The 12,949-nt window shown below is 65.3% G+C and carries 9 protein-coding genes and 1 tRNA gene; 8 read left to right on the top strand and 2 right to left on the bottom strand.

Annotated features, from left to right (window positions below; genetic code table 11):
- The first annotated feature begins 66 nt into the window (after positions 1-66).
- From ABJO18_RS09815 to ABJO18_RS09795, 5 genes are all read left to right on the top strand, one after another.
- Positions 67-1,065 (top strand): P1 family peptidase, encoded by a 999-nt coding sequence (locus ABJO18_RS09815; protein WP_348507087.1) that lies wholly within the window; start codon positions 67-69, stop codon positions 1,063-1,065.
- 106 nt (positions 1,066-1,171) lie between these two features.
- A tRNA-Arg gene (locus ABJO18_RS09810) sits at positions 1,172-1,248 on the top strand.
- A gap of 368 nt (positions 1,249-1,616) precedes the next feature.
- Positions 1,617-2,153, top strand: a complete 537-nt coding sequence (locus ABJO18_RS09805) for a hypothetical protein (protein WP_348507086.1) — start codon at positions 1,617-1,619, stop codon at positions 2,151-2,153.
- A gap of 597 nt (positions 2,154-2,750) precedes the next feature.
- The gene (locus ABJO18_RS09800; protein WP_348507085.1) at positions 2,751-4,424 is read left to right on the top strand and encodes a methyl-accepting chemotaxis protein; all 1,674 of its coding nucleotides are present in this window, start codon (positions 2,751-2,753) and stop codon (positions 4,422-4,424) included.
- 22 nt (positions 4,425-4,446) lie between these two features.
- On the top strand, positions 4,447-5,670 hold the full coding sequence (locus ABJO18_RS09795) for an alginate export family protein (RefSeq protein WP_348507084.1): 1,224 nt from the start codon (positions 4,447-4,449) through the stop codon (positions 5,668-5,670).
- A 79-nt stretch (positions 5,671-5,749) separates the two neighbouring features.
- On the opposite strand, the gene ABJO18_RS09790 is transcribed toward ABJO18_RS09795, so the two are convergent.
- Entirely contained in the window at positions 5,750-6,259 is a 510-nt protein-coding gene (locus ABJO18_RS09790; protein WP_348507083.1) for a DJ-1/PfpI family protein, read from the bottom strand.
- 257 nt (positions 6,260-6,516) lie between these two features.
- Between ABJO18_RS09790 and ABJO18_RS09785 the strand changes: the two genes are divergently transcribed.
- The 3 genes from ABJO18_RS09785 to ABJO18_RS09775 are packed head-to-tail and all read left to right on the top strand — an operon-like array spanning position 6,517 to position 11,271.
- Complete coding sequence (locus ABJO18_RS09785; protein ID WP_348507082.1) at positions 6,517-8,322, top strand: N-acetylglutaminylglutamine amidotransferase; 1,806 nt, start codon at positions 6,517-6,519, stop codon at positions 8,320-8,322.
- On the top strand, positions 8,319-10,124 hold the full coding sequence (gene ngg, locus ABJO18_RS09780) for an N-acetylglutaminylglutamine synthetase (RefSeq protein ID WP_348507081.1): 1,806 nt from the start codon (positions 8,319-8,321) through the stop codon (positions 10,122-10,124). Before ABJO18_RS09785 ends, ngg begins: the two co-directional genes overlap by 4 nt.
- Entirely contained in the window at positions 10,111-11,271 is a 1,161-nt protein-coding gene (locus tag ABJO18_RS09775) for an osmoprotectant NAGGN system M42 family peptidase (RefSeq protein ID WP_348507080.1), read from the top strand. Before ngg ends, ABJO18_RS09775 begins: the two co-directional genes overlap by 14 nt.
- A 177-nt stretch (positions 11,272-11,448) precedes the next feature.
- Here ABJO18_RS09775 and ABJO18_RS09770 read toward each other — a convergent pair whose 3' ends face one another.
- Complete coding sequence (locus tag ABJO18_RS09770; RefSeq protein ID WP_348507079.1) at positions 11,449-12,873, bottom strand: MFS transporter; 1,425 nt, start codon at positions 12,871-12,873, stop codon at positions 11,449-11,451.
- Between the last annotated feature and the right edge of the window lie 76 nt (positions 12,874-12,949).

Genomic DNA, 12,949 nt, shown 5'->3' with positions numbered 1-12,949 from the left:
TGACTTGCCCCTCATTTTCTTCCGGTCACGATAGACACCGCGTTCGCAACAGGTAAGGGGCCAGACATGGCGATGCCAGGAAAAACCAACAGTTTGACGGATGTTTCCGGGATTGCCGTCGGCCAGGCCGAGGCTGCGGGCGCGAAGACCGGCGTCACCGTCATCCTGCCGGACAGCCGGGCGGTCTGCGCCGTCGATGTCCGCGGCGGCGGTCCCGGTACGCGGGAGACCGACGCGCTGGAAGCCCATACCCTGGTCGATGCCGTTGATGCGGTGGTGCTGTCCGGCGGCTCGTCCTACGGCCTGGCAGCCGCCGACGGCGTCGCCGCTGAACTCGGTGCGTCCGGCCGCGGCTTCGCCCTGTTCGACATGCCCGGCGTGCCGCGCTCGCCGGTCGTGCCCTCGGCCATCCTCTACGATCTCGCCAATGGCGGCGACAAGGCCTGGGGCGCCAGCCCGCCCTATCGCGATCTCGGCCGCGATGCCCTGGCCGCGGTCTCGTCCGGACCGGTCGCGCTGGGCCGTGCCGGCGCCGGTTTCGGGGCAATGGCCGGCACGCATCCCGGCGGTACCGGCACGGCCAGCCTGGTGACGGGGGAGGGCTATACCGTCGGTGCCCTGGTCTGCGTCAACGCCTTCGGCTCGGTGACGATGCCGGGGCTGGACGATGTCTACTGGGCCTGGCCCCACGAAATCGACGGCGAGTTCGGCGGCGCCCGCCCGCCGGCCGGCTGGCAGGCCTCCCCGGCCGACTGGGGTGCGGCCAAGGTCAATCCCGGCGTGCGCGAGAACACGACCATTGCGGTCGTGGCAACCGATGCCGCCCTTACGCCCGCCCAGGCCCGGCGCCTGGCCATCATGGCCCAGGACGGGCTGGCCCGCGCGATCCGGCCCGTGCACACGCCCTTTGACGGGGATGTGGTGTTTGCCCTTTCCACCTCGGCCCGCCCGCTACCGGAGAGCGGTGCCGAACTGGCCCTGGCGGCGCTGGGATCGGCCTGTGCCGACACGCTGGCCCGCGCCGTTGCGCGCGGCGTCCATGCAGCCCGCACACAGGCGGCATGACGCCGCTGCACACGGGTGTGCTTTTGCCGCTTTGCGGGACTTGCATTCGGTGAAAGCCGCGGCTAGTTTCCGCGCCTCTTCGGGGCTTGCCCCCGACAGACGGCCTGCACCGGTAGCTCAGCTGGATAGAGCACCAGACTACGAATCTGGGGGTCGGGAGTTCGAATCTTCCCCGGTGCGCCATCTCTTTCTTTGTTCCCGCTCCGCTCGACCCGAGCCTGTCGCTGACTTCGGTGCCGGGGTCGATGCTCACATGGAACGCGCTCAGGGCTGCGGGGTTTGAACTTGATCCCGCAAGGCGCTCCATTTTTTGATCTCACGGCAATTTCGCCCGGAACAAGTCCGGGCTCACGCCTCCGATGGGGCGGGCTGACCGCCCGGCGCGCGGTCGCGCTTGCGAACCCTCCGGGTTCGATCCGCGCCAGCAAGACCGGCCACCCTTTGCTTTGTTCCTGCCCCGCTCGACCCCAGGTCGGCTCCGGTCTCCAATGCCGGTCGGAATGTTTGCGTGTATCATTGGCGAGTCGCGACGTCTCGGAGCCTGAGAGACCATGCTGGATACTTCGCAAGTTCAGAATTTTCTGCCCTATGTTTCTTTGGCGCTATCAGTGGGCGCCTTGTTTGTTTCAGCGTTCGCATACCTCGACGTCAGACACGCCCGGCGAGCGGACCTGGCCGTCAGCTTTCTGCAGGAGTTTCGCTCCGAAGATTTTCACACATCCCTTCGGGTAGTCGGTCGGCTGGCCAAGGCGAGCAAGGATGGTGAGGTTGCTCCGACGGTAAGGATGACGGATGAATCCGAGCTGGCCGACCATTTCAGACGGGTCAGCTTCTTCTTCGAGTATGTCGGAATGCTCGTGCTCCGGGACTTGCTGGATGGAAAGCTCGTCTACGCTCAGGCTGGATTGAACGTGCTGAACTGCTGGGAGTTTCTGCGCCCCTATATCGAGGAGCACAGAGGCCACAGAGACGTAAATGGCTTTGGGAAATACCAAGGTCATTTCGAGATGCTCTACCGGCGCTTCAAGACCTACAAGTACCGCGTTGTGCCTCAGGAGATTATGGTTCGCGGTCTACGCGAGCGGTAGTGCTCGCGAGCCCTGCGGACTTGAGCCGGGACCCTCGTCGCGTCTGGGCCGTCGTTCGTCGCAGGCTGCCGCGTTTGCCGCAACGTCCCGTTGCCTGTCTCAAAGCGTTGGAAGTCACCGGCCGGGTTTGGTTTTGTCAATCCCGACAGCCGGGGGCGGCGCCGATCGAGGCGCCACGCTTGGCCGACCATGTTCGTTGCGGTGTTTATAAGGTCTGTATCCCTCCGAGTAAGCGCCAACGAAGAAGGGGGTTTTGCCCCCGGATCTATGCGGCAGTGCTCACGACACTGCCGCATTCTTTTTTTGGACAATGTTCGTTTTTGCTGCGACTGCGAAAAAAGCGTCGCGCAAGCTGCAATCTGCACAACCCTATCATAACGCGTGCAGCCCTGCAGGGGCAGGCCCCGCCATGCCTTGAGCCCTGTCCGGGCGAATAAAATATGCCCTAACAACCGGTTACCGCCGGAAGTCCCGAAAGGAAGGTTTAACCGTCTTGGCAGCTACTCGTCCGTGAAGGCAGCCCGCTCCCGCCGGAGATCCGATCCGGCCCGACGTGTGGCGATCAACATGTTTCGAGAAGAAGGGGGCGTCGCTCCAATGCTGACCAGTCTCAACCGTCTTTCCCTCAAGGCCCGCCTGTCGCTGCTCGCGGTCGCATCCGTTGCGCTGATGCTGGTCTATGTCGGCGCGAACGGCGTTGTGCGCAGCGCCATGGTGAAGGCCGAAGCCGAAGCCGAGCAGGCGACGCTGACCCTGATCGCCGCCAACAATGTGGAGAAGGATCTCACGTCTCTCCTGCGCGATACCTATCTGATGACCGCCACGCCGACCGCCGAGCGCATCGAGGCGGCGCGCGGCAATCTCACCGATTTCGGGATATCGCTGGCGGACGCCGAGAGTGTGGTTACCGACGCCGCCTATGCGGCGACCCTGTCGGAAATCCGGGCCGACTATGGCGATCTGGAAGCGCTGATGAATGACCGCATGTCGCGGATCGCCGGAATGAACAACGCCGACATCAACCAGTTCATCGACCGGCTGGCCGTGTTCGACGATGCCATGGACACCGCGATCGAGAGTGTGCGCGACGGTGCTTGGGTCGATCTCGAGTCGGCCTGGGCGCGCCGTGATCGCATGGCGCAGGTCTCCTTCTGGGTGGCCGTGATTGCGGTGCTGCTGACAGCAGGCGGCCTCTACGGTCTGACGCAGGTGATCGGCGGTACCATCCGTGCATCCGTGTCCAGAATTCAGGATGTCGTCGGCGGCCTCGCCCGCGGCGAACGCGGTCTCGATGTGCCGGGCAAGGAGCGCAGCGACGAATTCGGCAATCTCGCCCGGGCGCTGGACACGCTCCAGGAAGCGTTGACCTCTGCCGACGAGATGCGCGAACGCGAAACGGTCGAGGCCCGTGCCAAGGCGGAACGTGCGGCGCGCACGGAAGAAGCTGTGGCCCGCTTCGAGGAAGCCTCCACCGCGCTCCTGGCGAGCGTGATGGAAGCGTCCGAACAGCTTTCCGCGTCGGCGACCCAGATGCAGGCGACCTCCGGCGAGGCGGCCACCGTCTCCGGATCGGCCCGCGATGCCGCCAGCAATGCCGCTTCGAGCGTGCAGGCGGTGGCAGCAGCCTCCGAAGAGCTTGCGGCCTCGATCGCCGAAGTCTCCACCCAGGTCACCAAGACGAGCGAGCTGTCGCAGGTGGCCGGCCAGGAAACCAGCGCCAGCGCCGAAGGCATCCAGGAGCTGGCGGAATCGGCCCAGGCCATCGGCGCCATCGTCGACCTGATCGACACCATCGCCAGCCAGACCAACCTTCTGGCCCTCAACGCCACCATCGAGGCGGCGCGGGCCGGTGAAGCCGGTCGCGGCTTTGCGGTCGTGGCGTCGGAAGTGAAGGCGCTGGCCGAGCAGACCTCGACTGCCACGCAGCAGATCGCCGAGCGGATTTCCAAGATCCAGTCCTCGACGGAAGCCTGTTCGCTGTCGGCGTCCAAGGCGCTGGATGCGGTGTCGCAGCTGGGCGAGCTGGCCGTGGCTTCGGCCTCGGCGATCGAGCAGCAGCGTGTCGCGACCTCGGAGATCGCCCAGTCGGCCCAGAAGGCCCAGGACGGCACCACGCACGCCGCCTCCAATGTGGACCGCGTGGCCGAGTTCACCCGCCAGACCGACCAGGTTTCCAAGTCCGTGCTCAGCGCGTCCGAAGAGATGTCGGGCCGCTACACCGCCTGGAAGACCGATTTCGAAGCCTTCCTCGAGAACATTCGCGCGGCCTAAGGCTGCGACAGGAGACAATCCCATGAAGACCATGACCGCTACGCTTGCGGCCGCGCTGCTCGTCGGCGCTGCTGCAGCCCCCCTCGCTGTGGCCGATAACAGCCTGCCGGGCGATATCCTCGTCGACATGCGCATGCGCTACGAGAATGTGGCCCAGGACGGCAAGCTCGGCGCCGACGCCATCACCCTGCGCACCCGCCTTGGCTGGAAGTCGCCGGAATGGAATGGTTTCACCTTCCTTGGTGAAGTCGAGAACGTCACGGCCGTCGATGGCGATGACGACTATAATTCCGGCCTCAACGGGCTGGGCCAGTATGCCGGGATCAAGGATGGCGGGTTCACCGAGCTGAACCGTCTGCAGGTGGCCTTCTCGCCCTTCGAGAACGTCTCCGTCACACTCGGCCGCCAGTATCTGCAGTTCGATGACGGCCAGTTCGTCGCGTCTGCCGGTCACCGCCAGGACAAGAATTCGCACGACGCGATCCAGATCGGCTGGTCGCATGGCGCGTTCGACGCGACCTATGTCTATCACGACCGCATCAATCGCGGCCCGGGCGACGACTCCGATTGGCAGAGCGACAGCCATCTCTTCCATGTCGGCTATGAAATCAACGACACGCTGGACGTCTCGGGCTTTGCCTACTTCATCGACATCACGTCCGCAGGCGGCCGCGATCGCTCGAACACCACGCTGGGCGCCCGTATGGCGGGCGAGCGCAGCTATGGCGATCTGGGTGTCGAATACGCCGTCATGTATGCGCACCAGACCGACTATGCGTCTGCGACGATCGACTTCAACCTCGCCTATTTCGCCAGCGACCTTGCCTTCAGCTATGGCGGCGCGGAACTGGCCCTGGGCTATGATGTGATCGAGGGCAATGGCTCGACCGGCTTCGCCAACCCGCTGGGCAAGAACCATGACTTCCTCGGCTGGGCCGATGTGTTCTCCGGCGGTGGACGCCAGGGCACGGTCGACGGTGTCGAGGACTTCAATGTGATGCTGTCCTGGAGCCGCGAATGGGAAGCGGGCTTCGTCCGCGGCCTGTCCACCGGTGTGCGCCGCCACGAATTCGAGGCCGAGCGCACGGGGGCCGATCTGGGCAGCGAATGGGACGCGTTCGTCGAGCTCGACCTGCCGCAGGGCCTCTCGCTCGCTCTGGAAACTGCGGACTATGACGGCCCCGGCGTGGCGCCGGCTCCGGCCGATGTGTCCAAGACCTGGATCGTTCTGAGCTACCGCCGCTAGGCGGAGTGCATCGGGCACAGAAAAAGGGGCGCTGCGATCTCGCAGCGCCCCTTTTTTGTTGCTTGCAGCCGGGCCTCTGTCAGGCGCCGGCGCGCTCCAGCTGATGCGCGTCCTGCATCGCCTTCAGCTTTTCGGAAATGGCGTCGAGGATCTTCCAGTCGGCATCGTCGTCGGTGACTTCATAAAGCTCCCCCTCGACAATGGCCGAAGCCGTGTCTTCGCCCGGACCGGTATTGTTGCCGGAGATTTCCGACAGCAGCGGCGCGCTGCCGGTGAGCGCGACGACCGGCTTGCCGGCATCGCCGAACCGCTTGGCCAGCTTGGTCGCACTGGGCGCCAGCTTGGCCGCCCCTTCCATCAGCACCAGGGCGTCATACGCATTCGGCTCGATGTTCTCCGTCGTCTCGGCCACCGCGAAATTGATCTCGGCGGAGCCGTTGTAACCGCGCAGCAGGGCGTGCTGGTCGGAGACCAGGACGGCGCGGCGGTTGTGGCGCTGCAGTGCTTCGGATGCGGTCTGCAGCTGGCGGACATTGACGGATTCAGCGACGAAAGCGGCGACCCTGCGCGGGCGATGGGAATGTCTCATATAGTTTATCGTACTCCGTTTACAGAAAATGGGGCGTGAAGGTCACGCGGAAGTCAATCTGCCAATATGGATAGTCCTTTTGGCTCGATAATCAAGGTCGCTTGGTGCACATAAAATAGAATACACCCGGTGTGGAACCTTTTTCGCTTGGAATGAGTTTACAGGTTGCATACCGTATTATGTGCCGACTTGGTCGTGATATCGAGTCGGGCGATATGGAGTGCGCAATACAGATTCAATACAGGGGGTAATATAGCATGTGCGGGATTGCCGGCGACTTGTCGTTCCAGAACTCTCCTTCCGACTCACAAGCACTCGAGCGGATGAGCTGGGCCATGCGCCGGCGCGGACCGGATGGCGGCGGCATGGTCATTCGCGACGGGGTCGGTCTGGCCCATCGCCGGCTCAAGATCATCGACCTCACCGAAGCCGGCGCCCAACCCATGCATGACGCCCAGCTGGGCCTGACGCTCGCCTTCAATGGCTGCATCTACAATCACCGCGAACTGCGCGCCGAACTGGAAGCCAAGGGCTATCGCTTCTTCTCCACCAGCGACAGCGAGGTGATCCTGAAGGGCTATCATGCCTGGGGGCTGGATGTGGCGAAACGCCTGTCGGGCATGTTCGCCTTCGCCATTGCCGAGCGCGACAGCGGCAAGGTGGTACTGGGGCGCGACCGTCTGGGCATCAAGCCGCTCTACCTGTCCGAGACGCCCGGCCGCCTGCGTTTTGCCTCCAGCCTGCCGGCGCTGCTGGCCGCCGGCGATGTCGACCGCGAGCTCGATCCGGTCGCCCTGCACCAGTATTTCAGCTTCCACGCCGTCGTGCCGTCGCCGCGCACCCTGTTCAAGGGCGTGCGCAAACTGCCGCCGGCCACGCTGATGGAGATCGAGCGCGATGGCACGCGCCGCGAACACCGCTACTGGTCCTGTCCCTACGACATGCGCGAGGAAGAGCAGGGTCTCGATGCCGATGGCTGGCGCGAGCGGATTGCCGAGGCGCTGCGCGGTGCGGTGAAGCGGCGCATGGTCGCCGATGTGCCGATCGGCGTTCTCCTGTCCGGCGGGCTCGACAGTTCGCTGATCGTGGCGCTGCTGGCCGAAGCCGGCGTGAAGGACCTCAACACCTTCTCCATCGGCTTCGAGAGCGTGAATGGCGAGGCCGGTGACGAGTTCCACTATTCCGATATCGTCGCCAAGCATTTCGGCACGCAGCACCACAAGATCGAGATCCCGGCCTCGCGCGCGCTGCGGGCCCTGCCGGAAGTGATCGCCTCCATGTCCGAGCCGATGACCAGCCATGACTGTGTCGGCTTTTTCCTCCTGTCCGAGGAAGTGTCCAAGCATGTGAAAGTGGTCCAGTCCGGCCAGGGCGCCGACGAGGCTTTCGCGGGATATCACTGGTACCCGCCCATGGCCGGTGCCAACGACGCCTTCGGCACCTATCGCGACGCCTTTTTCGACCGCTCGCACGACGAGATGGCCGAACTGCTGCAGCCCTCCTGGCTGGGCGGCGATCATGCCGGCGATTTTGTGCGTGACCACTTCCAGGCGCCGGGCGCCGCCTCGCCGCTCGACAAGGCGTTGCGGCTGGACACGCATGTCATGCTGGTCGACGACCCGGTGAAGCGGGTCGACAACATGACCATGGCCTGGGGGCTGGAGGCCCGCGTGCCCTTCCTCGATCACGAGGTGATCGAGCTGGCGGCCCGCTGCCCGGCCGAGCTGCACCTGGAGCAGGAGGGCAAGGGCGTACTCAAGCACCTGGCCCGCCAGGTCCTGCCGCACGCGGTCATCGACCGGCCGAAAGGGTATTTCCCCGTTCCGGCCCTGAAATACCTGCAGGGCGACTTCCTGGACATGGTGCGCGATGCGGTGCGCAGCCGGTCCTTCCGGGATCGCGGCATCGTGCAGGAGACCTATGTCGATCACCTGCTGAAGGATCCCGAAGCGCACATCACCAAGCTGCGCGGCTCCAAGCTCTGGCAGATCGGCGTGCTGGCGCTGTGGCTGCAGACGCATGATGCGCCGGTGAAGCCGGCCCGGGCCGAGGTGGCTGCATGACGCGGCCCGGAACCCGACAGCCGGCCGGGGCGATTTCGCACCGGTTGCGGCGCAAGCGCGAGCAGGCCCTGCTGCCGGCCGACGAGGCCATCCCGCCCACCGAAGGCGAGGGCGAGGCGATTGTCAGTGACGCGGCGATCGATTGCGGCTGGGGCCAATTGCTGTTCGCCCATACCTTCCGCGACCAGAACACGCTGATCGACCGGCTGCTGGCAGAAAAACCGGACCGGCGCGATATCGCCTTCTATGTGCGCGACCCGCATGTCCTGCTGGCGCTGGCGCCGCAGGAGATCTTTCTCGATCCGTCACACACCTACCGGCTGGAACTGCCCACCTATCGCGATGCCGGCGACCCGCCGCGCGGCTTCCAGGTGCGGCGCATGGCGGCCCGGTCGGATGCCGATGCGGTGAACCGGATCTATGCGGCCTGCGGCATGGTCTCGGTCGATCCGGAGTTCTTCTGGCAGCACCGCGACAGCCGCGAGATCGTCTATTTCGTCGCTGTCGACGAGGCGAGCGGCGAGATCATCGGCTCGGTGACGGGGATCGATCACGCCCGCCTGTTCAACGACCCGGAATGCGGTGCCTCGCTGTGGTGCCTGGCGGTCGATCCGCGCGCCAACCATGCCAAGGTCGGCGAGGCGCTGACCCGGCACCTGATCGCGCATTTCTCGGCGCGCGGCTCGCGGCATGTCGACCTGTCGGTGATCCACGATAATGAGTCCGCGATCCGCCTCTACGAACGCCTGGGCTTCGAGCGCACGCCTTTCTTCACGGTCAAGCGCAAGAACCCGATCAATGAAAAGCTCTTCACCGGCGGCAAGTCGCTGGAAGACGGGCTCAATCCCTATGCCGAGATCATCGTCGCCGAGGCCCGCCGCCGCGGCATTGCGGTGGATGTGCTCGATGCCGAGGGCGGGTTTTTCCGCCTGACTTTCGGCGGCCAGTCGGTCGTGTGCCGGGAATCCCTGACCGAACGCACCTCGGCCATCGCGATGAGCCGGTGCGACGACAAGGCCGTGACGCGCCGTCTGATGACCGAGATCGGGCTGGACGTCGCCGAAGCCGTCGACGGCAATGATGCCGAGGCCGCGCGGGCGCTGCTCGCACGGGCCGGATCCGTCGTGGTCAAACCCGCACGGGGCGAGCAGGGCAGGGGCGTGGCCGTCGATATCCGCGACGGCGACAGCCTGGATGCCGCCATCGCCAATGCCCGCCATTACTGTCCCGATGTGCTGGTGGAAACCTGTGTGTCCGGCGACGATCTGCGCGTGATCGTGATCGACCGGGCCGTGGTCGCCGCCGCCCTGCGCAAGCGGCCGGTCGTGGCCGGCGATGGCCGCAAGACCGTGCGCGAACTGGTCGAGGGGCTCAGCCGCCGGCGGGCCGCTGCGACCGGTGGCGAGGCGCGCATTCCGCTGGATGCCGAGACCGAGCGCTGCATCGCAGCCGCCGGTTATGGCTGGGACGATGTCCTGCCGTCCGGCGAAACGCTGGAAGTGCGCCTGACCGCCAATCTCCACACGGGCGGCACGCTGCACGACGTGACCGACCTGCTTCATCCGCAGATCGTCGAGGCCTCGATCGCGGCTGCCAAGGCGCTGGATATTCCGGTCGTCGGGCTGGACTTCATCGTCAAGGCGCCGGTGCTCGACGAGTTCGTCTTCATCGAGGCGAACGAGCGTCCGGGACTGGCCAATCACGAACCGCAGCCGGTGGTGGAGCGCTTTCTCGACCTGCTGTTCCCGCGCTCCGCCCGTATCGAAAACCTCCGTCCGGGAGCCGACCGTGTCCGAGCTTGAAATCGACGAAACCTATCTGCGCGAAACCCTCAAGACGCTGCTCACCATCCCCAGTCCGAGCGGCTATACCGACAAGATCGCCCGCTGGTGCTGCGAGGAGCTGGAGCGGCTGGGCATCGAGTATGAGCTGACCCGGCGCGGCGCGATCCGGTCGCGTCTGCCTGGGCGTGAGGAGCAGCCGGCCCGCGCCATCATCTCCCATGTCGATACGCTGGGTGCCCAGGTCTCCTACATCAAGGATAATGGCCGCCTGTCGCTGGCGCCGATCGGTCACTGGTCGGCCCGTTTTGCCGAAGGCGCCCGCTGTACCCTGTTCACCGAGCATGGCAGCTATCGCGGCTCTATCCTGCCGCTGAAGGCCTCGGGCCATGTCTACAACAAGGAGATCGACACCCAGCCGGTCGCCTGGTCGCAGGTCGAGCTGCGCATCGACGCGCCGGTCCACAATGACATCGACGCGGCAGCCATCGGTGTGGCCTCGGTCAGCATGGATTCGCTCGGCATCGCCGTCGGCGACTTCGTGGCGATCGACCCGTGTCCGGAATTCCTGGGCAATGGCTTCATCGTTTCGCGCCATCTGGACGACAAGGGCGGCGTCGCGGCGATGTTCGCTGTCCTGAAGGCGCTCAAGGAGAGCGGGGCCGAACTGCCGGTCGATACGCTTTTCCTGTTCTCGATCTCCGAAGAAGTGGGCGTCGGCGCGTCCTCGATCCTGACCCATGACGTCGCCTCCATGGTGGCGGTCGACAATGGCGCCGTCGCGCCCGGCCAGAACTCCAAAGAGACCGGCGTCACCATCGGCATGGCCGACATGACCGGCCCGTTCGACTATCACCTCACGACCAAGCTGATCCATCTGGCCAAGAGCAAGCAGATCCCCTTCCAGCGCGACGTCTTCCGCTATTACCGCTCCGACGCGGCTTCGGCCATCGAGGGCGGGGCGGATGTGCGTACGGCGCTGGTGACCTTCGGCATCGACGCCTCGCACGGCTATGAACGCGTCCATGAGAACGCGCTGTTTTCCGTCGCGCGCCTGTTGAAGGCCTATGCGCTGAGCGCGGTGGAGATCGAGCGCGATGCCGAGCCGTCCGGCGATCTGGAAGGTTTCACCGACCAGCCGACCGAGCCGGCTGAAGCCGGCGAATAGGGGGCAAGCGCTCCAGGAGCATTTTCAGCAAAAGTGGGCACCGGTTTTGCGGTTCGAAAATGCGATCACTAAGGACCCGGCATTTTCAGCAAAAGTGGGCACCGGTTTTGCGGTTCGAAAATGCGACCGCCAAAAAGCCAGGGCCATTTCATCGATACTGAGGTCGATGAAATGGCCCTAGGAGCGCCAGTAGCCGTCTTCCTCGTCATCATCGTCGAGGGCGTCGTCGTCGATATCGTCCTCGTCATCCATGACCAGGCCGGAATCGGCGAAGGACATGGCGCTATCCTCGTCTTCCTCACCAGTTTCGGTTTCCGCCTCCTCGCTGGCGATCTCCGTGAGCTCGTAGACCGAGACACTGGTCGCCGATGTCGCCTCGAAGTCGGCCTTGTCGATATCCTTGGCCGGCGGCTTGCCGGTGCGGCGATAGAGCATGGCGCCGAACAGGCCGAACAGGATGACCGCGGCGTAGAGGAAGAGGCCTGACGTTCCCACCAGGCTCATGGTCGCGCCGGCGATCACCGGGCCGATCATGGCGCCGGTGGCATAGATCGTCAGAATGCCCGACATCATGTTGGTCGCCTGGCCCTCATCCGCGCGGTCGGCGGCGTGGGCTGCGGCGATGCCGTAATAGGATTGCGCCCCGGCCCCCCAGATGCCGGCAATCACGAAGACCGCGATCAGCGGCAGCACGCTGGACATCAACCCCAGCACCACGCCGGCAATCCCGGCCGTCACCGCCAGCGCGGCGATCACGAGACGGCGGTCGATCCGGTCGGAAATCATCCCGGCCGGCCATTGGGCGATCACGCCGCCACCGACCATGAAGGCGGAGAAAACGGCTGCCGTGGCGGCGACCGACTCGGTTCCCATCCCGCCGACATAGACGGCATAGAGCTGCATAACCGCGCCATTGACCAGGCCGGCGGACCCGGCGGCGATCACGGCGGACGGGGCGGTCTTCCAGATCCGCAGCGGACCGAAGGGCTCGGCCGAGGGCGCGGCCGGCTGGGCGCGGTTGGTAGCGGTCGCCGGGATCAGGCTGGCGGTGTAGAGCGCAGCCACGATCATGAAGCCCACGGCAGCGCCAGGCGGCACCGAGGCTACGAGGAAGGGACCGAGGATGAAGCCGATCTTGGCGGTCACCAGGTAGAAGCTGAGAATGGCGCCGCGCTTGTCGCTGGGGGCGGCGTCCGCCACCCAGCTTTCGCCGGATGCCAGGAAGCCGGCCACGCACACGCCCATGATGAACTGCATGATCAGCCACCAGGCCAGCGCGTCACTGACATAGAGAAGGGCGGCCGCAATCGAGGTCACGCCGGCAAAGGCGGCAACAGCACGGATATGGCCGATGCGGCGGATTTCGCGCGGGGCAAAGTGTGCGCCCAGCAGGAAGCCGAAGGCATAGCCGGAGACGATGGTACCGATCTTCAGCGTCGAGGCGCCGCCGGAAATCAGCGCCAGCGGACCCACCACGGAGAGGGCGCCCGCTGCCATCTGCAGCATGGCCAGGGCCAGCACGATCGCGGCGACATTTCGATAGCTTTCGCCCCGGCGCCGGGGCTCGGGGTCCAGGGCGGTGTCGACGGTCGGATCGGTCATGATGGGCATCAGGGGGTCAGCTCGCGGACAGGGCGAAGCTTCGCCCATCGCGTGCCCCGTATCAAGCGTGCCAAGT

Source organism: Maricaulis sp., from assembly GCF_039978735.1.
GTDB lineage: Bacteria > Pseudomonadota > Alphaproteobacteria > Caulobacterales > Maricaulaceae > Maricaulis.
Note: the sequence above shows the minus strand (reverse complement) of the source record. Positions and strands in the feature narration are given on the sequence as shown.

What these genes read in the sequence shown, in the direction of transcription:
- ABJO18_RS09770 (WP_348507079.1), bottom strand. Translation starts at nt 12,873, where the DNA reads ATGACCGATCCGACCGTCGACACCGCCCTGGACCCCGAGCCCCGGCGC.
- ABJO18_RS09805 (WP_348507086.1), top strand. Translation starts at nt 1,617, where the DNA reads ATGCTGGATACTTCGCAAGTTCAGAATTTTCTGCCCTATGTTTCTTTG.
- ABJO18_RS09800 (WP_348507085.1), top strand. Translation starts at nt 2,751, where the DNA reads ATGCTGACCAGTCTCAACCGTCTTTCCCTCAAGGCCCGCCTGTCGCTG.
- ngg (WP_348507081.1), top strand. Translation starts at nt 8,319, where the DNA reads ATGACGCGGCCCGGAACCCGACAGCCGGCCGGGGCGATTTCGCACCGG.
- ABJO18_RS09790 (WP_348507083.1), bottom strand. Translation starts at nt 6,259, where the DNA reads ATGAGACATTCCCATCGCCCGCGCAGGGTCGCCGCTTTCGTCGCTGAA.
- ABJO18_RS09795 (WP_348507084.1), top strand. Translation starts at nt 4,447, where the DNA reads ATGAAGACCATGACCGCTACGCTTGCGGCCGCGCTGCTCGTCGGCGCT.
- ABJO18_RS09815 (WP_348507087.1), top strand. Translation starts at nt 67, where the DNA reads ATGGCGATGCCAGGAAAAACCAACAGTTTGACGGATGTTTCCGGGATT.
- ABJO18_RS09785 (WP_348507082.1), top strand. Translation starts at nt 6,517, where the DNA reads ATGTGCGGGATTGCCGGCGACTTGTCGTTCCAGAACTCTCCTTCCGAC.